Below are 20,134 nucleotides of genomic sequence, written 5' to 3'. Positions count from 1 at the left end.
CTAGTTTCGAATCAAGTGGCCGCTGGCCGCCAGTAACTCACCATCCAGTATTGCACCCTGTTCGCCAAGCGCTAACCGGCCTTCGGCAAACCAGCGCACGGCCATTGGGTAAATCCGGTGCTCCTGGACGTGAACTCGCTGTGCCAGACTTTGCGGCGAGTCGCCTAACTCTACCGGGATCACTGCCTGTACGACCAGTGGTCCGCCATCGAGTTCCTCGGTCACGAAGTGCACACTGCAGCCGTGCTCGGTGTCTGCGGCCTCCAGCGCACGCTGATGAGTGTGTAACCCTTTGTATTTGGGCAGCAGCGAGGGATGGATGTTGAGCAGGCGACCTTGATAGTGACGCACGAAATCAGCGCTGAGAATGCGCATGAATCCGGCCAGGACGACCAGCTTGGGTTCGAAGGCGTCGATCAGTTCGATCAAAGCGGCATCGAAGGCCTCGCGACCTTCGAAAGTCTTGTGATCGAGCGTGCGGGTTTCAATACCCGCATCACTGGCGCGCTGCAGGCCATAGGCATCGGCGCGGTTGGAGATCACCGCGCGGATACGGGCCGGGTTGTCCCCGGCCTGACTGTCGTCGATCAGAGCCTGCAAGTTGCTGCCGGTGCCGGACAGCAGCACCACTACATCACAGGTTGCTGGCATCCGCTCTTGCATCGGCTCTTGCATCCGCTCTTGCATCAATGCGCCTTGAGGTTTTTCAGCTCGACCTGGGCTGCGCCTTCGGCGGCAGTCTCGATCTGGCCGATGACCCATGGTTGCTCGCCGGCTTCACGAAGAACCTTCAGGGCGGTTTCAACGTGCTCCTGAGCCACGCAGATGACCATGCCCACGCCGCAGTTCAGCACGCGGTGCATTTCGTTTTCGTCGACGTTGCCTTTTTCTTGCAGCCAGTCGAACACGGCCGGGCGGGTCCAGCTCGCCACGTCAACCACGGCCTGAGCGCCTTTTGGCAGAACGCGCGGGATGTTGTCGAGCAGGCCGCCACCGGTGATGTGGGCCATGGCCTTGACCGCGCCGGTGTCTTTGATCAGCTTGAGCAGTGGCTTCACGTAGATACGGGTCGGGGCCATCAACAGGTCGGTCAGCGGCTTGCCGTCGAGCTGGATGTTTTCGATGTCGGCACCGGACACTTCGATGATTTTGCGGATCAGCGAGTAACCGTTGGAGTGTGGACCGGAAGAAGGCAGGGCGAGCAGGGCATCGCCAGCTGCGACTTTCGAACCGTCGATGATTTCGGATTTTTCCACGACGCCGACACAGAAACCGGCCAGGTCGTAGTCTTCGCCTTCGTACATGCCCGGCATTTCAGCGGTTTCGCCGCCAACCAGCGAGCAACCGGACAGCTCACAGCCAGCGCCGATACCGGTCACTACCTGGGTCGCGGTCTCGACATTGAGTTTGCCGGTGGCGTAGTAGTCGAGGAAGAACAACGGCTCTGCGCCGCACACCACCAGATCGTTGACGCACATGGCGACCAGGTCGATGCCGATGCTGTCGTGTTTGTTCAGGTTCAGTGCCAGACGCAGCTTGGTGCCGACGCCGTCGGTGCCGGAGACCAGAACCGGTTGCTTGTAACCGGCCGGGATTTCGCAGAGGGCGCCGAAACCGCCCAGGCCGCCCATGACTTCCGGGCGCGCAGTGCGCTTGGCGACGCTCTTGATGCGTTCGACCAATGCTTCACCGGCGTCGATGTCTACACCGGCGTCCTTGTAGCTCAGGGAGGGTTGCTTGCTCATGATCCAGGCCTTTAGGGGGGATTCAGGGGTAACGACCGAGTCCAGTGGGACCCACTGAAACAGGCGAAGGGCAATTGCCGACGCGAATTTCCGGGTGCCCGACTATTGCCGGTCTACGAAGGCGCGCGATTTTATCAGGCTTGAGGGGCAGCGGCCATCCTCGGGCCGACGGGCAGGGACATATCGCGTTAAAAAAACCGATATTAGCGTTGATGGTCGCCTCCGTCGTGGCTGTATAAGGTATAGACGTTAACCGGCTATGGTTAAGACTGTTCGAAAACTTACCAGGGCCGTGTGAATGATTTGCCAGGCGTTGTGGTCACAGCCTTGCTCAATCCTGTTCATGCGGTCTGTTCCAGCCGCCTTTTGCCGTCGGGAATACTCCATGCGTCTGTATAAATTTCTAGTTGTTGGCTGTTTGTCTTTTTTCAGCCTGGCAAGTCATGCCGAAACCCTCAATGGTTTGTATCAAGTCCGCGAACCGGTCAGCAATCAGACTCCGCAAGAGCGCGATCAAGCCACTCAACGTGCGCTGGACACCTTGGTGCTGCGCCTGACTGGCGATGCCAAGGCTGCGCAAAACCCGGGGCTGGCGGCTATTCGCAAGGATCCGCAGCAGATCATCAGCCGATACGGCTATGACGCCGGGCCACCGGAAAGCCTGAAAGTGGATTTCGATCCGGTCAGCACTGATCGCGCCTTGCGTCAGGCAGGGTTGGCCTTGTGGGGCAGCAATCGCCCGTCGATTCTTGGTTGGTGGCTCAATGATTCGGCTGAAGGCTCGAGCCTGGTCGGCGATGGCCAGGCCAGCGCCGCGCCGTTGCGTCGTGCCGCCCAGCACCGCGGCTTGCCGTTGCGTTTGCCGTTGGCTGACCTCAATGAACAGATTGTCGCCACTGCGCCGAACCTTGAAGGAACCGACCCGGCCCCGCTGCGTTCGGCTTCGCAACGCTACGCCGCAGACGCCTTGCTGGCGGTGCATGCCCAGGAGGAAGAGGGCGGGCAGTGGCAGGCCAAATGGCGGTTGTGGCTGGGTGATCAGCGCGAGCAGGGCACTGCGCAGGGCGCCGACAGCGCGGCTCTCGCCGATGCGGTCTTGCTGGCTGTCAGTCAGAAACTGGCGCCACGTTTCGTGGCCAAAGCCGGAGCCTCCACCGAGCAGTTGCTGGAGGTGCAGGGCATGACCCTGGAGCGCTACGCGGCACTCGGTCAACTGCTTGAGCCGTTTCGCGCGAAACTGCTGCGCGTCGAGGGCGACCGGATTATTTATCTGGTCAATGGCAGCACCGAACAATTGCGGGCACAGTTGGGGCTGGCGAAGCTGCAGGAGATTCCTGCCGGGCCGGTGGCGCCACCCGTGCCTGCTCAACCCGCGATAGAAGGCACAGTGCCGGTTGTTGCGCCGGCACCGACCGCGCAATTGCGATTCCGTTGGTAAGTTGTTCTTTCCTTATATAGAAGCTGGAGTGGTTCATGGCTGATACGCGTCGTTGGGTGTGGTTGGGTGGGGTGATACTGCTGTTCGCCTTTGTGTACCTGTTGCATCCGATCCTCACACCATTCCTGGTGGCGCTACTGTTGGCCTATCTGTTCGATCCGCTGGTGGATCGCCTGGAGGCGCTCGGTCTTTCGCGAACCTGGGGCGTGGTGGCGGTATTCGCGCTGTTCAGCGTGATCGTCATGACGCTGTTGCTGGTACTGGTGCCGATGCTGGTCAAGCAGTTGATGCGCTTGTATGAACTGCTACCGCAAATGCTCGACTGGCTGCAGCACACCGCCATGCCGTGGGCGCAATCGAAGCTGGGGCTTGTCGATGGCTTCTGGAAGTTCGACAAGATCAAGGCCGCGATCAGCGAGCATATGGGCCAGACCACCGACATTGTCGGTGTGGTGCTGAGCCAGGCAACCGCTTCCGGTCTGGCCTTGATCGCTTTGCTGGCCAACTTGGTGTTGATCCCGGTGGTCAGTTTCTACCTGCTGCGGGACTGGGACCTGATGATGGCGAAGATCCGCAGCCTGCTGCCTCGTGATCGTGAAGAGCGCGCGGTGATGTTGGCCGGCGAGTGCCATGAGGTGCTCGGGGCCTTTGTCCGCGGTCAGTTGTTGGTGATGGTCGCCCTGGGCGTAATCTATGCGGCCGGCTTGATGCTGGTCGGGCTGGAACTGGGGCTGTTGATCGGGATGATTGCCGGTCTGGCGGCGATCGTGCCGTACATGGGCTTCGTCATCGGCATCGGCGCAGCTCTGGTGGCTGGCTTGTTCCAGTTCGGTGGCGACCTGTATCCCATGATCGGCATCCTCGCGGTGTTCATGGTCGGTCAGGCGCTGGAAGGCATGGTCCTGACCCCGTTGCTGGTGGGGGACCGGATCGGTTTGCACCCGGTGGCGGTGATCTTCGCCATTCTGGCGGGGGGTGAGCTGTTTGGCTTTACCGGGATCCTGCTGGCCTTGCCGGTGGCTGCGGTGATCATGGTGCTGGTGCGCCATGTCCACGATTTGTACAAGGATTCGGGTATGTACAGCGGCGTGGAAGATTCTGAAATGTAGGGGCTTGTGACCTGTCACCAAAGGCTGTCCGGCGCAATGGCGGGTTGGCCTTTGGGGGGGCGGGACTGTCACAAACTACTTCAAACGAACCCCGCCGATTCCTCCGAGATAACGCAAACCTTTGATTTTGCTTATGGTCTGCTGCATTGTGCGTCCGGCGTCACGGGTATAAACTTTGCAAACTTTACACAGAGGCCACTAACGGTTCCTTTGGAACTGTTCAGTCAGCATGAAACCGATTCAGCTGCCCCTAGGTGTGCGTCTGCGTGATGACGCCACCTTTATCAACTACTACCCAGGCGCCAATGCCGCTGCACTCGGCTATGTCGAGCGGCTTTGCGAAGCCGACGCTGGCTGGACCGAAAGCCTGATCTACCTCTGGGGCAAGGATGGCGTCGGACGTACGCACTTGCTGCAAGCCGCATGCTTGCGGTTTGAGCAGATGGGCGAGCCGGCGGTGTACCTGCCATTGGCGGAGCTGCTGGATCGCGGCATTGAAATCCTCGACAACCTTGAACAATACGAGCTGGTTTGTCTGGATGATCTGCAGGCGGTAGCGGGGCGGGCGGACTGGGAAGAGGCGCTGTTCCATCTGTTCAACCGTTTGCGCGACAGCGGTCGGCGATTGCTGATTGCCGCTTCGACCTCGCCACGAGAGTTACCGGTGAAGCTGGCGGACTTGAAATCACGCCTGACCCTGGCACTGATTTTCCAGATGCGTCCACTTTCCGACGAAGACAAGCTGCGTGCCCTGCAGCTGCGTGCTTCACGTCGCGGTTTGCACCTGACCGATGAGGTCGGACACTTTATCCTGACTCGCGGCACCCGCAGCATGAGCGCATTGTTCGAACTGCTGGAGCGTCTCGATCAAGCTTCGTTGCAGGCGCAACGCAAGCTGACCATTCCCTTCCTGAAAGAAACCCTCGGTTGGTAAATGGCCTGGTAAATGGGCCGCAAAAAAACCGTGCTCTGCAGCATTTTTTGGCGCTTTTCAGGCGCCAGAAAACCCGCTCCGAGGTTGGGTCCAGGGTGCACAAGCGTCTATATGGGGCTTTAGGCCTTAGATGTAAACGAGAAACCGAAAAGTCACATTCAGCTCGATTGAATTTGCAAATGAGGTTGATAGAAGGCATAGTCGCGGCTCTTTGAAACTATCAGCCACGGTCGTGCCCATGCTAAATCGCTTCGCACCCCTCGTGCCTCTCGCACTCGTCGCCCTGTTGTTTGGTTGCGCTGCACACTCTCCAGTGTCCCAGCAAGCGCCACAACAACAGGTTAAAAACGCTGTTACTGCCCAGTCGTCCAGTGTTTACCTGGATGATCTTGCATCGGAAAAAGAACTGGCCGAACTGGCCGAGTTCGCCGATAACAAGCCTTATCAGCTGCCGGTCCTGGCTGATAGCATTCTCGAGCGTGGCATGTCCCTGATCGGTACCCGTTACCGTTTCGGCGGCACCTCCGAAGCAGGCTTCGATTGCAGCGGCTTCATCGGGTATCTGTTTCGTGAAGAGGCGGGCATGAACTTGCCGCGTTCTACTCGCGAAATGATCAACGTGGACGCTCCGCTGGTCGCTCGCAATAACCTCAAGCCCGGTGATCTGCTGTTCTTCAGCACCAATGGCCGTGGCCGCGTCAGCCACGCCGGGATCTACCTGGGTGATGATCAGTTCATCCACTCCAGCAGCCGCCGTAGCGGTGGTGTTCGAGTCGACAAACTGGGCGACAGTTACTGGAGCAAGACCTTCATCGAAGCCAAGCGAGCCCTCGCCATGGCGCCGACAGTGATGACTGCTCGCAAGTAAGCGTACTTTTAGTAAGGCGAACTTAAAGTCTTACTTGAAGTTTGCCCCGCAGCCGCTAGAATCCTGATCTATTGTTGATGGCAAACCGCCTACGTTCTGCGTAGGCGGTTTTCTTTTCAGCCTCACGGCAGAGAAAGCCGCATCAGATCAGGATTGTTCTGCACATGTCGACGTCGGCCCGCCTTGCGCTTCTCGTTTTCGCAGCACTGCTCAGTGCTTGCGCCAGCCGTACTCCGCCACCGGCGCCAGTGGTCCGGTCAGCTGTTTTTGCCCCCTCCCAAGCATTCTCGCCAGTGGCTGAAGATGTGCTGTTCCAAGCGTTAGGCCTGGTCGGTACGCCTTATCGCTGGGGCGGAAATACGCCGGATTCGGGTTTCGATTGCAGTGGCCTGATCGGTTACGTTTATCGTGATGCCGCAGGCATCTCTCTGCCGCGTACGACTCGCGAAATGATCGGCATGCGTGCGCAGGATGTCGACCAAAACGCCCTGCAGACGGGTGACCTGATATTTTTCGCCACCAATGGCGGCTCGCAAGTCAGTCATGCCGGGATTTATGTCGGCGAAGGCCGATTTGTTCATGCGCCTGCCACCGGCGGAACGGTGAAGCTCGATACCCTGTCCAAAGCCTATTGGCAGAAAGCCTATCTCAGCGCCAAGCGGGTGTTGCAGCCGGAGCGTCTGGCACGTAACCCTTAGGTCGCACCTTTGCAGAGGTTGTCATGACCGCTCGCACCCTCAATCTCGACGATTCCCTCTACAGCTACCTGCTGGATGTTTCTCTGCGTGAAACCCCGCTGTTGCGCCGTTTGCGTGAGGAAACCCAGGCGCTGCCCATGGCCCGCTGGCAGGTCGCGCCCGAGCAGGGCCAGTTCCTCGCTTTGTTGGTCAAATTGACCGGCTCCAGACGCTTGCTGGAAGTCGGTACCTTCACTGGTTATAGCGCCTTGTGCATGGCCGCCGCCTTACCGGATGACGGCCAACTGATTTGTTGCGATATCCCAGGCGATTACAACGCCACCGCTCGCCGGTACTGGCAGGAGGCGGGCCTGGCACCGCGGATTGACTTGCGCCTGGCGCCGGCGCTGGAAACCCTGGCGCAGATTGAGCAGCAAGGGCAGGGCGGTAGTTTCGACCTGATCTTTATCGATGCTGACAAGGCCAACTATCCTGCCTATCTGGAAAGCGCCTTGCGACTGCTGCGAAGCGGCGGGCTGGCGATTTTTGATAACACGCTGTGGAGCGGGCGAGTGCTTGAGGTCAATCCCGAGAGCGAAGACACCCGCGCCATCCAGGCACTGAACCGCGCCTTGAAGGATGACACGCGGGTAGATTTGTCTTTGCTGCCGCTGGGCGATGGTTTGACGCTGTGCCGCAAGCGGTAGGCATGGATCGCACCACCACGCTTCTTTGGCGTAGAGGAGATCGATAAAGATCGCAGCCTTCGGCAGCTCCTACGGGGCCGCCGACACCCGCCAAACCTTGTTCCCCACATCATCCGCCACCAGCAAGCGGCCCTGCTGATCAATCACCACGCCCACCGGCCGGCCCATGGCTTTCTTGTCTTCAGTGAGGAAGCCGGTCAGCACGTCAATCGGTTGGCCGCTGGGTTTGCCGGCACTGAAGGGCACGAAGATCACTTTGTAACCGCTGTGCGGTTTGCGGTTCCAGGAGCCGTGCTGGCCGATGAATGCACCTTGGGTGAACGGCGCTGGCAACGTGCTGCCTTCGGCGAAGGTCAGGCCCAGCGAGGCGGTGTGCGGGCCGACGGCGTAGTCCGGAGCGATGGCTTTGGCCACCAATGCCGGGTTTTGCGGAGTGACGCGAGCATCGACATGCTGGCCGAAGTAACTGTAAGGCCAGCCATAGAAGGCGCCGTCCTTGACTGAGGTGATGTAGTCCGGCACCAGATCGCTGCCGATTTCGTCGCGTTCATTAACAGCCGTCCAGAGTTGCCCGCTCTGGGGCTCCCAGGCCATGCCGTTGGGGTTGCGCAGACCTGAGGCGAAGATCCGATGCTGACCGGTGGCGCGGTCGACTTCCCAGATTGCTGCGCGACCTTCTTCCTGCTCCAGCCCGTTTTCGCCGACGTTGCTATTGGAGCCGACAGTGACGTAGAGCTTGCTGCCATCCTTGCTGGCAATCACGTTCTTGGTCCAGTGGTGATTCAGAGTGCCGCCGGGCAAGTCGACCACCTTGGTTGGCTGCGCAGTGATCGAGGTTTGCCCGCTTTGGTAAGGGAAGCGCACCAGGCGGTCGGTGTCCGCCACGTACAGATCTTTGCCCACCAGGGTCATGCCGAACGGCGAGTTGAGGTTCTCAAGGAACACTGTGCGGGTTTCGGCGATGCCATCATGGTCCTTGTCCCGCAGCAGAGTGATGCGATTGGGGCTCGGGACGCCAGCTCCGGCGCGACCCATGACTTTGCCCATGACCCAGCCAAAAATGCCTTTGCCATCGTCGGGCTTGGGCGGCGAGTTGGTTTCGGCCACCAGCACGTCACCGTTGGGCAGTACGTAAAGCCAGCGCGGATGATCAAGCCCTTCGGCAAATGCCGCCACCTGAGTGCCACCTGCGGCGGTCGGTCTGGTACCTTCAGGCCAGCCGATCGCCGGGGCAGTGTTTACCGTGGGAATCAGGGTTTTGTTCGGCTCGGGCAGCTTCGGCGACGGCCCGGTGCCATCGGAAACCTGCAGGGTAGCGGTTTCACTACAGGCTGCAAGCCCTCCGGCGAGCACCATGACGAGGGCAAGTTGAGGCTTGAGCATGCTGATTTCCCTATGAATGCACTATGTATTCATAGAGGCGCCTGGCTGCCGGTTGGTTCAACCTGTCAGCTACGAGCTTCTTTGAACAACACAGCGATGCCGGGATGATAGTGGCCCGCTTCATTGCGCAACTTGCGGTAGGCGTAGGGGAAGTACCAGGCTACTGCGCAGGTGTGTTGTTTTTGCAGGTCGTCGAGCATGTCCTGGAGTTCTTCCGGGGTCGCGCTCTGCTGGGTCTTTTGTGGCGCCACGAACAGGCAGCCGAGCTTCAGGTCGCTGGCATAACTGATTTTCCGCGCATCGCCCACGACCTCGGCCAGCGCTTGAGTGAGATTGAGGTTGTTGACCCGTGGCCAACGCTGACTCGCCTGGAGATAGGCGCGTTCGTCCTTGTTGGCGATGTAGAGGTCGGCGCGCCCGTTGCGGTCGCCGTCTTCCTGCTGTTTTCGGGTTGCGGCTTGCTCCAGTGTGACCATTTCCGCCATCCAGGCGGCCGCCGAGAGCAATCCAATATTGGCTCGTTCGTCGAACCAGTAAGGGGCATCGTTATCGCCCTGCACCTGATTGTAGCGATCGATACAGTCAAGCCAGCGCTCAAGCATCGGCCGCAAAAATTCCAGCTTCGGATTGCTGATAATCATGCCTTGCATGTGACTTACCCTTGTTCTTGTAATATTAGTTTTGTGGCTATTTGATATCACTGCTTTCAGCGTGGCACAAGATTGGCGTCAATTTAATGATCGGCGGCAGCTAATCGTGGTTTCGTGTCCCGGGTTTAATTGACGCTCCACCCCCAACCCTCTAACCTTCGCGACTTGTTTCAGGTGCTCTGTGACCCCGGTCGACAGAGTGAAACAGGGAAGCCGGTGAGTGCGCGTTCTGTTATAGAGCGGGCAACGATCCCGGCGCTGCCCCCGCAACGGTAAATGAGTCAAGACTGTGCTTGGTGCCACTGTGTCGCAAGTCGACCTGGGAAGGCGTGCAGTCGGGGATACGCCCACTCATGAGCCCGGAGACCGGCCTGATCCATCCAACGGCATCACGGTGGGCGATGCCAGGCTTAATGCCGCCTATTTCTATTCCTGCCCCCCGTTATCCAGCCCCAACGGAGAGCTGCCCCATGACTGATTCCCCCGATCGTGACGAACGCCATCTGGCGCGCATGCTGCGCAAAAAAGCGGTAATCGACGAACGCATCGCCAATTCGCCGAACGAGTGTGGGTTGCTACTGGTCCTGACCGGCAACGGCAAAGGCAAGAGCAGCTCTGCCTTCGGCATGCTCGCCAGGGCCATGGGCCACGGCATGCAATGCGGCGTGGTGCAGTTCATCAAGGGTCGCAACAGCACCGGTGAGGAGCTGTTCTTTCGACGTTTCCCCGAGCAGGTACGTTTTCACGTCATGGGCGAAGGCTTCACCTGGGAAACCCAGGACCGCCAGCGTGACATCGCGGCGGCCGAAGCGGCCTGGGCCGTCTCTCGTGAATTATTGCGTGACCCGGCCATTGGCCTGGTGGTGCTCGATGAGCTGAACATTGCCCTTAAACACGGTTACCTGGACCTGGACCTGGTGCTCAGCGACTTGCAGGCTCGCCCGCCGATGCAGCATGTGCTGGTCACCGGTCGCGGCGCCAAGCCCGAGATGATTGACCTGGCAGACACCGTTACCGAAATGGGCGTGCTCAAACACGCGTTCCAGGCTGGCATCAAAGCGCAAAAGGGCATTGAGCTGTGAGCATTCAAGCATGAGAGATGTACGTCATTGCCCTGCGGTGTTGATCGCCGCACCGGCTTCCGGTCAGGGCAAGACCACCGTGACCGCCGCGCTGGCCCGCTTGCATCGCAATCAGGGACGCAAGGTTCGGGTGTTCAAGTGCGGTCCGGACTTTCTCGACCCGATGATTCTCGAGCGCGCCAGCGGTGCTCCGGTGTATCAACTGGACATGTGGATGGTCGGCGAACAGGAAAGCCGTCGACTGCTGTGGGAAGCGGCGGGCGAGGCAGACCTGATCTTGATCGAAGGTGTCATGGGGCTGTTCGACGGCACGCCGTCGAGCGCCGACCTGGCGCGGCACTTCGGTGTGCCGGTGCTGGCGGTAATCGACGGCACGGCCATGGCCCAGACGTTCGGTGCCCTGGCCCTGGGCCTGGCGCGTTATCAGCCGGACTTGCCGTTTGCCGGCGTGCTGGCCAACCGGGTCGGCACCTTGCGCCACGCGCAATTGCTTGAAGGCAGCCTGACCGAAGGTTTGCGCTGGTATGGCGCGTTGTCCCGGGAAACCGGGATCGAATTGCCGAGCCGTCACCTGGGGCTGGTGCAGGCCAGTGAACTGAATGACCTGGACGTGCGCCTCGACGCGGCGGCCGAAGCCTTGGCCAGCAGTTGCGAAGTGGCGCTGCCGCCAGCGGTCGAATTCGCCGCGCCTGAAGTGGTTGTCGCCGAGCCGTTGCTGGCGGGTGTGCGGATTGCCGTGGCTCGCGATGAAGCGTTTGCGTTCACCTATGGCGCGAGCCTCGACCTGTTGCGGGCGATGGGCGCCGAGTTGCTGTTCTTCTCGCCTATCCATGACCGTGAACTGCCCGAGGCGGACAGCGTGTACCTGCCGGGCGGCTATCCGGAACTGCATCATCTGGCGCTGGCCGAAAACGCTAGCATGCTGGCCGCGATCCGCGCCCACCACGTAGCCGGCAAGCCGCTGCTGGCCGAGTGTGGCGGCATGTTGTATCTGCTCGATTCGCTGACTGATGTCGAGGGCCAGCGTGCCCAGCTGGCGGGATTGCTGGCGGGCGATGCGGTGATGCAAAAGCGTCTGGCGGCACTGGCCTTGCAGGTGGTTGATCTGCCGGAAGGTTCGTTGCGCGGCCACACCTATCACCACTCGCTGACCAGCACGGCGCTTGAGCCGATTGCCCGTGGCCTGAGCCCCAACGGTGGGCGGGGGGCGGAAGCGGTGTATCGCGAGGGGCGGATGACCGCCTCTTACGTACACTTCTATTTTCCTTCCAATCCATCGGCTGTGGCCGCGCTTTTTGCGCCGGATGCCGAGGCCGCTATCGCGAGCAAGTCGGATCGCCGCACCGTCGCTCCCACAATGGATCACCTAAACCCTGTGGGAGCGAGCTTGCTCGCGAAGAGGCCATGACCGACAACGCATTCAGTCCGGCCGAACGTGAAGCGGTTTATCGGGTCATTGGCGAACGCCGCGACATGCGCCACTTCAGCGGCGGCACGGTCGAGCCTGAACTGCTCCGGCGCCTGCTCGAAGCCGCCCATCAAGCCCCCAGCGTTGGCCTGATGCAGCCATGGCGGTTTATCCGCATCTCCGATCGCCCGTTGCGCGACAAGATCCAGCAACTGGTGGAAGAAGAACGGGTGCGCACCGCCGAGGCGCTGGGCGAACGTTCCGACGAGTTCATGAAATTGAAAGTCGAAGGCATCAACGACTGCGCCGAAGTGCTGGTCGCCGCGCTGATGGATGATCGCGAGCGGCATATTTTCGGCCGCCGAACGTTGCCGGAAATGGACATGGCGTCCTTGTCCTGCGCCATTCAAAACCTCTGGTTGGCATCTCGCGCCGAAGGCCTGGGCATGGGCTGGGTATCGTTGTTCGAACCCCAGGCACTGGCCGATCTGCTGGGTCTGCCGGTCGGGGCCAAACCGCTGGCGGTGTTGTGCCTGGGGCCGGTAAAGGAATTTTATCCGGCGCCGATGCTGGTGCTCGAAGGCTGGGCGCAGCCGCGTCCGCTGAGTGAATTGTTGTATGAAAATTATTGGGGAGTGAGTCAATGAGTGTGGCGTTGTTGAGTGTCGCCGCGGTTGCGCTGGATGCGCTGCTGGGCGAACCCAAACGCTGGCATCCGCTGGTGGCGTTCGGCCGGTTTGCCGATCGCATCGAGCAACGTTTCAACTCTGGTGGACGTGGCTGGCGCAGTCATGGGGTCACCGCCTGGGTGCTGGCGGTATTGCCGCTGACGCTGTTGGTGACCGCCTTTTCCTGGCTGCCCTATATCGGCTGGCTGGTGGAAATCCTCGCGTTGTATTGTGCCCTTGGCCTGCGCAGCCTTGGTGAGCATGTCGAACCGGTCGCACAAGCCCTGCGCAGCGATGACCTGGACGAAGCGCGGCGGCGAGTGGGTTATCTGGTCAGCCGCCAGACCAGTGAGCTGGACTCGACCGAAGTCGCCCGCGCCGCCACTGAATCGGTGCTGGAGAACGGCAGCGACGCAGTGTTTGCCGCCTTGTTCTGGTTTGCCATCGCCGGCGCTCCGGGGGTGGTGCTCTACCGCCTGAGCAATACCCTGGACGCGATGTGGGGCTATCGTAATGAACGTTTCGAACGTTTTGGCTGGGCGGCGGCGAAGATCGACGATGTGCTCAACTATATTCCTGCGCGTCTGGTGGCCCTGACCTACGCGCTACTGGGCAAGACCCGCCTGGCACTCAAATGCTGGCGAACCCAGGGACCTACCTGGGACAGCCCGAACGCCGGCCCGGTGATGGCGGCGGGGGCGGGTGCCCTGGGCGTCGAGTTGGGCGGGGCGGCGATCTATCACGGTGAACTGCACCAGCGTCCGCCACTGGGCGAGGGGGGGCCGGCCGATGCCGACTCCATCGACCGTGGCTGGCAACTGGTGCAGCGCGGTGTGTGGTTATGGCTGCTGATTCTCTGCGTGGGAGCTGAGTTCTATGCTTGAGCACGGTGGACGGTTGCGTAAGGCGGCGTTGCAATACGGCATTGCCGAAGCCGATTGGCTGGACCTGTCCAGCGGCCTCGCGCCCTGGCCGTTTCCGGTAGCGGAAATTCCCCTGCGCGCCTGGGCGCGCTTGCCGGAAACCGATGATGGTCTCGAGCAAGCTGCCTGCGATTATTATGGCGCCACTCAAGTGTTGCCGGTGCCGGGTTCGCAAGCGGCGATCCAGCTGCTGCCGCGATTGCGTCGCACCGGCAAGGTCGGTGTGCTCTCGCCCTGTTACGCCGAGCATGCCGAGGCCTGGCGGCGCGGCGGCTACGTCGTGCGTGAAGTACTGGAACAGGAAGTCGAGCTCTTTATCGACGCCCTCGACGTGCTGGTGGTGGTCAACCCGAATAACCCGACCGGCCTGAGCCTGTCCCCGGCGCGCCTGCTGGACTGGCATGCGCGGCTGGCGCAGCGTGGTGGCTGGCTGGTGGTCGATGAAGCATTCATGGACAACACACCGCACCTGAGTCTGGCCGCGCATGCCCACCAGGTTGGGTTGATCGTTTTGCGCTCGTTCGGCAAGTTTTTCGGCCTGGCGGGGGTACGCCTGGGGTTCGTGCTGGCTGAGCACAAACTGCTGAAGTTGCTCGCCGAACAACTCGGGCCGTGGGCGGTCAGCGGTCCGACCCGAGTGTTGGGCCAGGTATGCCTGCGCGACACCTTGGGCCAGGTCCGCCAACGCCTGCGCAGCGAAGAGGCCAGCCAGCGTTTGGCACAGGTGCTTGAGCGCCATGGCTTCAAGCCACAGGGTGGCTGCGCGCTGTTTCAATGGTTGATCACCGGGCACGCCGAACAGTTACATGAATTCATGGCCCGGCGCGGCATTCTGCTGCGCCTGTTCACTCACAACAGCAGTCTGCGTTTCGGCTTGCCGGCCGATGAAGCCGATTGGCTGCGCCTCGAGCAAGCCTTCCAGGCCTATACCCAGGAACAAGCGCCATGACCACGCTGATGGTGCAAGGCACCACTTCGGATGCCGGTAAAAGTACCCTGGTCACTGCGCTGTGCCGCTGGCTGATTCGCCAGGGCGTCAGCGTCGTACCGTTCAAGCCACAGAACATGGCGCTCAACAGCGCAGTGACAGCCGACGGCGGTGAAATCGGCCGTGCCCAGGCGGTGCAGGCACAGGCCGCCCATCTCCAGCCGCACACCGACATGAACCCGGTGTTGCTCAAACCCAACAGCGATACCGGTGCCCAGGTGATCATTCATGGGCGCGCGGTGACCAGCATGAACGCCGTGGCCTATCACGACTACAAGGCCATCGCCATGCAGGCGGTGCTGGCCTCCCACCAACGGTTGAGTGCTGCTTATCCGGTGGTGATGGTTGAAGGCGCCGGCTCGCCGGCCGAGATCAATCTGCGTGCCGGTGATATCGCCAACATGGGCTTTGCCGAGGCCGTGGACTGCCCGGTGCTGCTGATCGCCGACATCAATCGCGGCGGGGTCTTCGCCCATCTGGTGGGGACGCTGGAATTGCTCTCGGCCAGCGAACAGGCGCGAGTCAAAGGCTTTATCATCAACCGTTTCCGTGGCGACATCGCCTTGCTGCAGCCGGGCCTCGACTGGCTCGAAGCGCGCACCGGCAAACCGGTGATTGGCGTGTTGCCCTATGTCATGGACCTGCACCTGGAAGCCGAAGACGGTATCGATCAGCGTCAGACCGACAAGGTCGAGCAGGTGCTGAAGGTGGTGGTGCCGGTCTTGCCGCGCATCAGCAACCACACCGATTTCGATCCACTGCGCCTGCACCCGCAAGTCGATCTGCAATTCGTCGGCCCCGGCCAACCGATTCCAGCGGCTGACCTGATCATTCTGCCCGGATCGAAAAGCGTACGCAGCGATCTTGCGTTCTTGCGCGCCAATGGCTGGGATACGGCCATTGCCCGGCACCTGCGTTACGGCGGCAAGTTGTTGGGGATCTGCGGTGGTTTGCAAATGCTCGGCGAACAGCTGCATGACCCGCTGGGCCTCGAAGGCGCGCCGGGTTCGAGTGTCGGTCTGGGGCTGCTGGCCTTTGCCACGGTCCTTGAAGAAGAGAAACAACTGCGCAATGTACAGGGCAGTCTGGCCCTGGAAGACGCGCCCGTCAGCGGTTATGAAATTCATGCCGGAGTCACCCGTGGCGCCGGGCTGGAACGGCCCGCGGTACATCTGGACGACGGTAGCTGCGACGGTGCGCAAAGTGCTGACGGGCAGATTTTCGGCACCTACCTGCATGGCCTGTTCGAATCGCCGCCAGCCTGCAGCGCGCTGTTGCGCTGGGCCGGATTGCAGGACGTGCAGGAGGTGGATTACCACGGTCTGCGTGAGCGTGACATCGAGCGCTTGGCCGACATGGTGGAAAAACATTTGGATACCGGGCTTTTGCGTGAGCTCTGTGGGATTTAGGGTGAATGTTATGCCCTCATCGCGAGCAAGCGCGCTCCCACATTTGATTGGTGGTGGACAGAAAATTTATGCCTGAACTCGGTCCAGTGTGGGAGCGAGCTTGCTCGCGATGGGGGCAGTAGCCTCACCGCCAACTAAGGGATTTCAAAGATGCTGCAACTGATCCTCGGCGGCGCCCGCTCCGGCAAAAGTCGCCTGGCTGAAAAACTCGCGTCCGATAGCGGCCTGACGGTGACATACATCGCCACCAGCCAGCCGCTGGACGGCGAAATGAGCGAGCGGGTCGCCCATCACCGTGCCCGTCGTCCCGCCGAATGGGCGCTGATCGAAGAGCCGCTGGAACTGGCCCGAGTGCTGCGCGAAACCGCGAGCGCCGAAGGCTGCTTGCTGGTGGATTGCCTGACCCTGTGGTTGACCAACCTGCTGATGCTGGACAACCCCGAACGCCTGATGGCTGAGCGCGAGGCGCTGCTGGAGTGCCTGGCGTCATTGCCGGGCGAAATCATCTTTGTCAGCAACGAAACCGGTATGGGCGTCGTGCCACTGGGCGAATTGACTCGGCGCTATGTCGATGAAGCCGGTTGGTTGCATCAAGCCCTCGCCGAGCGCTGTCAGCGTGTTGTATTGACCGTCGCCGGCCTGCCCCTGACTTTGAAAGGAACTGCGTTATGAGTAATTGCTGGTGGCTGAACCCGTGCAAAGCGATCGACGCGCAAGCTTACGAACAGGCCGCAGCCCGTCAGCAGCAGCTGACCAAGCCGGCCGGTTCCCTGGGCCGGCTTGAGTCGATCGCGGTGCAGCTGGCCGGGTTGCAAGGGCAGGTCAAGCCGAGCCTGAATCAGCTGTGGATTGCGATTTTCGCCGGCGACCATGGCGTGGTCGCCGAGGGCGTTTCGGCGTTCCCCCAGGAAGTCACCGGGCAGATGCTGCACAACTTCGTCAACGGCGGTGCGGCGATCAGCGTGTTGGCGCGGCAACTGGGCGCGCAACTGGAAGTGGTCGATCTGGGGACCGTCAACCCTTCGCTGAACCTGCCGGGCGTGCGGCACCTGAACATTGGCGCGGGCACGCAGAACTTCGTCAACGCCCCGGCCATGACTCACGCCCAGGGCGAACTCGCGCTGCAGGCTGGACGTGACAGCGTGCGCCGCGCCCTTGCGGCGGGTGCCGAGCTGTTTATTGGTGGCGAGATGGGCATCGGCAATACCACCGCTGCCAGCGCCGTGGCGTGCGCCTTGCTCGATTGCCCGGTAGCGCATCTGGTCGGGCCAGGCACCGGTCTGGATGCCGCGGGTGTCAGCCATAAAGCCCAGGTTATCGAGCGCGCTCTGACATTGCATGGGGCCCAGCGCGGCGATGCCTTGCAGACATTGTTCAATCTCGGTGGCTTCGAGATCGCGGCGTTGGTCGGCGCTTATCTGGCTTGCGCCCAGGAAGGCGTGGCGGTGCTGGTGGACGGGTTTATCTGCAGCGTCGCGGCGTTGGTCGCGGTGCGTTTGAATCCGCCGAGCCGCGAGTGGTTGCTGTTCGGTCATCGCGGTGCCGAACCGGGTCATCGGCATGTGCTTGAGACACTCAAGGCCGAGCCGCTGCTGGATCTGGGCCTACGCCTGGGCGAGGGCAGCGGGGCCGCATTGGCCGTGCCCTTGCTGCGCCTGGCCTGCGAGCTGCACGGGCAGATGGCGACGTTTGCCGAAGCCGCCGTGGCGGATCGTCCGGCATGACCTTGCATCTGGATCTGCTGCGCCACGGCGAAACCGAACTCGGTGGCGGTTTGCGCGGCAGCCTGGATGACGCGCTGACGGCCAGGGGCTGGGAACAGATGCGCGCCGCGGTGCTGGCCAAGGGACCCTGGGATCGATTGGTCAGTTCGCCGCTGCAACGTTGCGCGCGGTTCGCCGATGAGCTGGGCATCCGTCTCGGCCTGCCGGTAACGCTGGACAAGGACCTGCAGGAATTGCACTTCGGCGCCTGGGAAGGGCAAAGCGCAGCGGCCCTGATGGAAACCGATGCCCACGCCTTGGGTTTGTTCTGGGCCGACCCTTACGGGTTCACCCCGCCTGAGGGCGAGCCGGTGACGGCGTTTTCGGCGCGGGTGCTGGCGGCGGTCGAGCGACTGCATCGCAGCTATGCCGGGGAACGGCTGTTGTTGATCAGTCATGGCGGGGTGATGCGCCTGCTACTGACCCAGGCCCGGGGCTTGCCCCGCGAGCAATTGCTCAACGTCGAGGTCGGTCATGGCGCGCTGTTCTCGCTGCGGGTCGAGGCCAATGCCGTGCTCAGGGAAGACGCCTGAACATGTTGCCTTTCTGGATCGCCCTGCAATTTCTCAGCAGCTTGCCGATTCGTCTGCCAGGGATGCCGCAGCCGCAGGAACTGGGGCGTTCATTGCTGTTTTATCCGCTGGTGGGATTGCTGTTCGGCGCGCTGTTGTGGGCGCTGAATTGGCTGCTGGCGGGCACCCCGTTGTTGTTACACGCGGCATTGCTGCTGACCGCCTGGGTGTTGCTCAGCGGTGGGTTGCATCTCGATGGTCTGGCTGACAGTGCCGATGCCTGGCTCGGTGGCTTTGGCGATCGTGAACGAACCCTGACCATCATGAAGGACCCGCGCAGCGGACCGATTGCCGTGGTCACCCTGGTGCTGGTGCTGTTGCTCAAATTCAGCGCGCTGCTGGCGTTGATCGAGCAGCAGCACAGCGTTGCCTTGCTGCTGGCGCCATTGCTCGGCCGCAGTGCAATGCTCGGCTTGTTCCTGACCACGCCCTACGTGCGAGCTGGTGGGCTGGGCCAGGCGCTGGCTGATCATCTGCCGCGTCTGGCCGGGAAACAGGTGTTGCTGCTGAGTGTGCTGGTCTGTGTGTTGATTGCCGGGTGGCTCGGTGTGTTTGCCGTGGTGCTGACGGGAGTGGTGTTCTTCTGGTTGCGGCAAGTGATGCTGAGGCGCCTGGGCGGGACCACGGGAGATACCGCCGGAGCGCTGCTGGAATTGTTGGAAGTTGCAGTTTTGGTGGGGTTGGCGTTGGCCTGAAAGATTCTCAGGTAGGAGCTGGCGCAGCCTGCGATCTTTTGGCGGTTTTGAAGACCGTCGAAGATCAAGATCAAAAGATCGCAGCCTGCGGCAGCTCCTACAGGATTGGTGTATCTGCGCAACATCACGGTTGTGCAGGTATTGCGTACACCTAGCGCTTTTTCGGGGATTTGCCGCTGTCTGGCATATGCAGGTAAGACATCACGCTTTCGGTCAATTCGGTCGCCAGCTTCACGGCTTCTTTGTTGCGCGCCATCACTCCCGCCACCAGCCCTTCGATCAACGCGAGCACGGCGATGTTGGAGCTGGTCAATACCGGGTGGTCGGCCGGGGCAAATAACACGTGCCGGGCAATCGGGGTCAATGGCGAGGCGGGTGAGTCGGTGATCGCCAGCACCGAGGCGCCGCGTTCATGGGCAAAACGTGCGAGCTGCAAGGTGTCGAGGGAGTAACGCGGCAGCGAGATCGCCAGCAATACGTCCTGGTCAGTGATCGCTGCCAGGCGGTAGGCGGCGTTTTCGTTACCGCCCTCCATGCTGATGGCCGTGGCATCGGCACAGAAGGGCATCAGGGTCGAGGCCGCCAGGCCAGCAAGATAGACGCTGTTACCAAAGCCCAGGATGTAGATCTTGCGGGCCCGGATCAGGCTGCTGACGAAGGCTTCAAAGGTGTCTGGATGGTTGTTGGTGTCGGTGGTGGCGAGGTTGCTGCTGGCGCTCTGGATTTGCTCATGCAGGCCGAATGCACCACCGGGGCGGTGCGCCAGTTCGTTGCGCAGTTTGTCGACCGGCGAGACCATCTGCTGCAACGTCGCCACCAGTTCGGCTTTCATGCCGGTGTAGCCCCCCAGGTCCAGCGCCTTGGCCAAGCGATTGACCGCCGCCGGCGAGGTGTTGGTTTCCTGCGCCATCTCCTCGATGGTCAGCGTCGCCGCCCGCAGCGGATGACGCAGGATGAAGTCCGCTACCTTGCGCAGCGACGGCTGCAGATCGGCAAGGATTTCCGCCAGTTTGCGCATCACCGGCGCGGCATAGACCGTGGTGTTTTTCGAGGGGCTCGGCATATCCGGATCAACATTTCCTGATGGCATAAGGAGGGCTGGAGTGTATCCGAAG

The 20,134-nt window shown here is 61.4% G+C and carries 21 protein-coding genes and 1 riboswitch; of the genes, 16 read left to right on the top strand and 5 right to left on the bottom strand.

Going from position 1 to position 20,134, the window contains the following annotated elements:
- Both purN and purM read right to left on the bottom strand, forming a co-directional pair.
- Window positions 1-651, bottom strand: coding sequence for a phosphoribosylglycinamide formyltransferase (purN, locus tag F8N85_RS20410; protein WP_150805358.1), 651 nt, complete (start codon window positions 649-651; stop codon window positions 1-3).
- A 35-nt stretch (window positions 652-686) separates the two neighbouring features.
- Entirely contained in the window at window positions 687-1,745 is a 1,059-nt protein-coding gene (gene purM / locus F8N85_RS20405; RefSeq protein ID WP_150805327.1) for a phosphoribosylformylglycinamidine cyclo-ligase, read from the bottom strand.
- 385 nt (window positions 1,746-2,130) lie between these two features.
- Between purM and F8N85_RS20400 the strand changes: the two genes are divergently transcribed.
- The 6 genes from F8N85_RS20400 to F8N85_RS20375 all read left to right on the top strand — a co-directional run bounded on the left by F8N85_RS20400 (window position 2,131) and on the right by F8N85_RS20375 (window position 7,478).
- Window positions 2,131-3,183 (top strand): DUF2066 domain-containing protein, encoded by a 1,053-nt coding sequence (locus F8N85_RS20400; protein WP_224795715.1) that lies wholly within the window; start codon window positions 2,131-2,133, stop codon window positions 3,181-3,183.
- A gap of 35 nt (window positions 3,184-3,218) precedes the next feature.
- Window positions 3,219-4,292, top strand: a complete 1,074-nt coding sequence (locus tag F8N85_RS20395) for an AI-2E family transporter (protein ID WP_150805325.1) — start codon at window positions 3,219-3,221, stop codon at window positions 4,290-4,292.
- 229 nt (window positions 4,293-4,521) lie between these two features.
- A complete protein-coding gene (hda, locus tag F8N85_RS20390; RefSeq protein ID WP_054049492.1) occupies window positions 4,522-5,226 on the top strand; it encodes a DnaA regulatory inactivator Hda in 705 nt (234 codons plus the stop codon).
- A gap of 238 nt (window positions 5,227-5,464) precedes the next feature.
- Complete coding sequence (locus tag F8N85_RS20385) at window positions 5,465-6,094, top strand: C40 family peptidase (protein WP_150805324.1); 630 nt, start codon at window positions 5,465-5,467, stop codon at window positions 6,092-6,094.
- A 164-nt stretch (window positions 6,095-6,258) separates the two neighbouring features.
- Window positions 6,259-6,792 carry a C40 family peptidase gene (locus F8N85_RS20380; protein ID WP_150805323.1) on the top strand — a complete coding sequence of 178 codons (534 nt, stop codon included), beginning with the start codon at window positions 6,259-6,261 and terminating at the stop codon, window positions 6,790-6,792.
- Between the two features lie 23 nt (window positions 6,793-6,815).
- Window positions 6,816-7,478: a class I SAM-dependent methyltransferase gene (locus F8N85_RS20375; RefSeq protein ID WP_150805322.1), complete on the top strand. Its 663-nt coding sequence runs from the start codon at window positions 6,816-6,818 to the stop codon at window positions 7,476-7,478.
- Window positions 7,479-7,547: 69 nt separating this feature from the next.
- Here F8N85_RS20375 and F8N85_RS20370 read toward each other — a convergent pair whose 3' ends face one another.
- Both F8N85_RS20370 and F8N85_RS20365 read right to left on the bottom strand, forming a co-directional pair.
- Complete coding sequence (locus F8N85_RS20370; RefSeq protein ID WP_150805321.1) at window positions 7,548-8,861, bottom strand: PQQ-dependent sugar dehydrogenase; 1,314 nt, start codon at window positions 8,859-8,861, stop codon at window positions 7,548-7,550.
- Between the two features lie 65 nt (window positions 8,862-8,926).
- Window positions 8,927-9,511, bottom strand: a complete 585-nt coding sequence (locus tag F8N85_RS20365) for a hypothetical protein (protein WP_150805320.1) — start codon at window positions 9,509-9,511, stop codon at window positions 8,927-8,929.
- A gap of 155 nt (window positions 9,512-9,666) precedes the next feature.
- A riboswitch (cobalamin riboswitch) is annotated at window positions 9,667-9,901 on the top strand.
- Window positions 9,902-9,981: 80 nt separating this feature from the next.
- On the opposite strand from F8N85_RS20365, the gene cobO reads away from it, so the two are divergent.
- The 10 genes from cobO (at window position 9,982) to F8N85_RS20315 (ending at window position 19,019) form a co-directional block, all read left to right on the top strand.
- A complete protein-coding gene (cobO, locus tag F8N85_RS20360; protein WP_150805319.1) occupies window positions 9,982-10,593 on the top strand; it encodes a cob(I)yrinic acid a,c-diamide adenosyltransferase in 612 nt (203 codons plus the stop codon).
- Window positions 10,594-10,603: 10 nt separating this feature from the next.
- Window positions 10,604-12,001, top strand: a complete 1,398-nt coding sequence (locus F8N85_RS20355; protein WP_150805318.1) for a cobyrinate a,c-diamide synthase — start codon at window positions 10,604-10,606, stop codon at window positions 11,999-12,001.
- Complete coding sequence (gene bluB / locus F8N85_RS20350) at window positions 11,998-12,648, top strand: 5,6-dimethylbenzimidazole synthase (protein WP_150805317.1); 651 nt, start codon at window positions 11,998-12,000, stop codon at window positions 12,646-12,648. Before F8N85_RS20355 ends, bluB begins: the two co-directional genes overlap by 4 nt.
- Window positions 12,645-13,553, top strand: coding sequence for an adenosylcobinamide-phosphate synthase CbiB (cbiB, locus tag F8N85_RS20345; RefSeq protein WP_150805316.1), 909 nt, complete (start codon window positions 12,645-12,647; stop codon window positions 13,551-13,553). The genes bluB and cbiB overlap by 4 nt, the downstream gene beginning before the upstream one ends.
- Window positions 13,546-14,541, top strand: a complete 996-nt coding sequence (gene cobD, locus F8N85_RS20340) for a threonine-phosphate decarboxylase CobD (RefSeq protein ID WP_150805315.1) — start codon at window positions 13,546-13,548, stop codon at window positions 14,539-14,541. The genes cbiB and cobD overlap by 8 nt, the downstream gene beginning before the upstream one ends.
- Window positions 14,538-15,989, top strand: a complete 1,452-nt coding sequence (locus F8N85_RS20335; protein WP_150805314.1) for a cobyric acid synthase — start codon at window positions 14,538-14,540, stop codon at window positions 15,987-15,989. The genes cobD and F8N85_RS20335 overlap by 4 nt, the downstream gene beginning before the upstream one ends.
- A 150-nt stretch (window positions 15,990-16,139) precedes the next feature.
- A complete protein-coding gene (cobU, locus tag F8N85_RS20330) occupies window positions 16,140-16,661 on the top strand; it encodes a bifunctional adenosylcobinamide kinase/adenosylcobinamide-phosphate guanylyltransferase (protein WP_150805313.1) in 522 nt (173 codons plus the stop codon).
- Window positions 16,658-17,713 carry a nicotinate-nucleotide--dimethylbenzimidazole phosphoribosyltransferase gene (cobT, locus tag F8N85_RS20325; RefSeq protein WP_150805312.1) on the top strand — a complete coding sequence of 352 codons (1,056 nt, stop codon included), beginning with the start codon at window positions 16,658-16,660 and terminating at the stop codon, window positions 17,711-17,713. Before cobU ends, cobT begins: the two co-directional genes overlap by 4 nt.
- Window positions 17,710-18,285: an alpha-ribazole phosphatase family protein gene (cobC, locus tag F8N85_RS20320; RefSeq protein ID WP_150805311.1), complete on the top strand. Its 576-nt coding sequence runs from the start codon at window positions 17,710-17,712 to the stop codon at window positions 18,283-18,285. The genes cobT and cobC overlap by 4 nt, the downstream gene beginning before the upstream one ends.
- 2 nt (window positions 18,286-18,287) lie before the next feature.
- Window positions 18,288-19,019, top strand: coding sequence for an adenosylcobinamide-GDP ribazoletransferase (locus F8N85_RS20315; protein WP_150805310.1), 732 nt, complete (start codon window positions 18,288-18,290; stop codon window positions 19,017-19,019).
- A gap of 151 nt (window positions 19,020-19,170) precedes the next feature.
- Here the strand turns inward: F8N85_RS20315 and F8N85_RS20310 are convergent, their stop codons facing one another.
- Window positions 19,171-20,082: a MurR/RpiR family transcriptional regulator gene (locus F8N85_RS20310; RefSeq protein ID WP_150805309.1), complete on the bottom strand. Its 912-nt coding sequence runs from the start codon at window positions 20,080-20,082 to the stop codon at window positions 19,171-19,173.
- Window positions 20,083-20,134: the final 52 nt, after the last annotated feature.

Source organism: Pseudomonas fluorescens, from assembly GCF_902497875.1.
GTDB classification, from domain to species: domain Bacteria; phylum Pseudomonadota; class Gammaproteobacteria; order Pseudomonadales; family Pseudomonadaceae; genus Aquipseudomonas; species Aquipseudomonas fluorescens_BR.
This window is presented reverse-complemented; position numbering and strand designations above follow the sequence as displayed.

Excerpts from the sequence above, each read along its gene's own strand:
- F8N85_RS20380 (WP_150805323.1), top strand. The coding sequence starts at position 6,259 with ATGTCGACGTCGGCCCGCCTTGCGCTTCTCGTTTTCGCAGCACTGCTC.
- cobT (WP_150805312.1), top strand. The coding sequence starts at position 16,658 with ATGAGTAATTGCTGGTGGCTGAACCCGTGCAAAGCGATCGACGCGCAA.
- F8N85_RS20400 (WP_224795715.1), top strand. The coding sequence starts at position 2,131 with ATGCGTCTGTATAAATTTCTAGTTGTTGGCTGTTTGTCTTTTTTCAGC.
- F8N85_RS20310 (WP_150805309.1), bottom strand. The coding sequence starts at position 20,082 with ATGCCGAGCCCCTCGAAAAACACCACGGTCTATGCCGCGCCGGTGATG.
- F8N85_RS20395 (WP_150805325.1), top strand. The coding sequence starts at position 3,219 with ATGGCTGATACGCGTCGTTGGGTGTGGTTGGGTGGGGTGATACTGCTG.
- cbiB (WP_150805316.1), top strand. The coding sequence starts at position 12,645 with ATGAGTGTGGCGTTGTTGAGTGTCGCCGCGGTTGCGCTGGATGCGCTG.
- bluB (WP_150805317.1), top strand. The coding sequence starts at position 11,998 with ATGACCGACAACGCATTCAGTCCGGCCGAACGTGAAGCGGTTTATCGG.
- F8N85_RS20365 (WP_150805320.1), bottom strand. The coding sequence starts at position 9,511 with ATGCAAGGCATGATTATCAGCAATCCGAAGCTGGAATTTTTGCGGCCG.
- F8N85_RS20370 (WP_150805321.1), bottom strand. The coding sequence starts at position 8,861 with ATGCTCAAGCCTCAACTTGCCCTCGTCATGGTGCTCGCCGGAGGGCTT.
- hda (WP_054049492.1), top strand. The coding sequence starts at position 4,522 with ATGAAACCGATTCAGCTGCCCCTAGGTGTGCGTCTGCGTGATGACGCC.
- cobC (WP_150805311.1), top strand. The coding sequence starts at position 17,710 with ATGACCTTGCATCTGGATCTGCTGCGCCACGGCGAAACCGAACTCGGT.
- purM (WP_150805327.1), bottom strand. The coding sequence starts at position 1,745 with ATGAGCAAGCAACCCTCCCTGAGCTACAAGGACGCCGGTGTAGACATC.
- F8N85_RS20335 (WP_150805314.1), top strand. The coding sequence starts at position 14,538 with ATGACCACGCTGATGGTGCAAGGCACCACTTCGGATGCCGGTAAAAGT.
- F8N85_RS20315 (WP_150805310.1), top strand. The coding sequence starts at position 18,288 with ATGTTGCCTTTCTGGATCGCCCTGCAATTTCTCAGCAGCTTGCCGATT.
- F8N85_RS20375 (WP_150805322.1), top strand. The coding sequence starts at position 6,816 with ATGACCGCTCGCACCCTCAATCTCGACGATTCCCTCTACAGCTACCTG.
- cobO (WP_150805319.1), top strand. The coding sequence starts at position 9,982 with ATGACTGATTCCCCCGATCGTGACGAACGCCATCTGGCGCGCATGCTG.
- cobU (WP_150805313.1), top strand. The coding sequence starts at position 16,140 with ATGCTGCAACTGATCCTCGGCGGCGCCCGCTCCGGCAAAAGTCGCCTG.
- F8N85_RS20355 (WP_150805318.1), top strand. The coding sequence starts at position 10,604 with ATGAGAGATGTACGTCATTGCCCTGCGGTGTTGATCGCCGCACCGGCT.
- purN (WP_150805358.1), bottom strand. The coding sequence starts at position 651 with ATGCCAGCAACCTGTGATGTAGTGGTGCTGCTGTCCGGCACCGGCAGC.
- F8N85_RS20385 (WP_150805324.1), top strand. The coding sequence starts at position 5,465 with ATGCTAAATCGCTTCGCACCCCTCGTGCCTCTCGCACTCGTCGCCCTG.
- cobD (WP_150805315.1), top strand. The coding sequence starts at position 13,546 with ATGCTTGAGCACGGTGGACGGTTGCGTAAGGCGGCGTTGCAATACGGC.